Raw genomic sequence first — 262 nt, forward strand, 5'->3', positions numbered from 1 at the left:
GTCGCGCTCTGGTCAGTGATCGGAGACGCCACCGTCGGCGCATCGTTGACGTTGGCGATCGTCAGCACGAAGGAATCACTGGCCGCGGCGTTGCTCCCGTCCTTCGCCGTCACCGTGATCGTCAGCGAACCGACATCGGCGTTGGCAGGCGTGCCGCTGAAGGTGCGCGTCGCCATGTTGAAGCTCAGCCAGCTCGGCAGCGCGCTCGTCGTGTAGCTCAGCGAGTCGCCCGCGTCGACATCGGCAAACGTCCCGGCGGGAA

General features: G+C 66.4%; 1 protein-coding gene. It reads right to left on the minus strand.

Annotated features, from left to right (window positions below):
- Positions 1-262 (minus strand): putative Ig domain-containing protein (locus tag HZU84_RS20165; RefSeq protein WP_180693137.1); only part of this gene is annotated, 262 nt, incomplete at both ends.

It is taken from the genome of Sphaerotilus sulfidivorans (assembly GCF_013426975.1).
In the GTDB taxonomy this organism is placed as follows: Bacteria; Pseudomonadota; Gammaproteobacteria; order Burkholderiales; family Burkholderiaceae_C; genus Sphaerotilus; species Sphaerotilus sulfidivorans.